The organism is Mesorhizobium sp. M8A.F.Ca.ET.208.01.1.1, from assembly GCF_004791315.1.
Taxonomy (GTDB): Bacteria; Pseudomonadota; Alphaproteobacteria; order Rhizobiales; family Rhizobiaceae; genus Mesorhizobium.
Map to the genome: position 1 here is coordinate 1 of NZ_SRUT01000431.1, position 280 is coordinate 280.

A 280-nucleotide genomic window follows, 5' to 3' on the forward strand; every position below is an offset into this window, starting at 1 on the left:
ATGCTTGTTGACCATGATCAGCGGGATGTGGACGTTCTCATCGTAGAGCGCGGTCGCATGGACGTAGTCGCCATGCTCGCCGAACGCCTCGCCATGATCGCCAAGGATGACGACGAGCGTCGAATCCAGCTTGCCGGACTGCTTGAGCGATTCAAGGATTTCGCCAAGCGCGGTGTCGCCAACCTTCAGGGCATTGAGATAGGCGTTGAATTTTTCATCGTCAGTGTAATGCACCATCGCCTGGTTTTGGGATGACGGCGCCATCTTGGAGAACATCGGA

At 55.7% G+C, this 280-nt stretch carries 1 protein-coding gene; it reads right to left on the reverse strand.

Annotated features, from left to right (window positions below; translation table 11 throughout):
* Positions 1-264 (reverse strand): sulfatase-like hydrolase/transferase (locus tag EN851_RS35980; protein ID WP_189587385.1); only part of this gene is annotated, 264 nt, incomplete at its 3' end.
* Between the last annotated feature and the right edge of the window lie 16 nt (positions 265-280).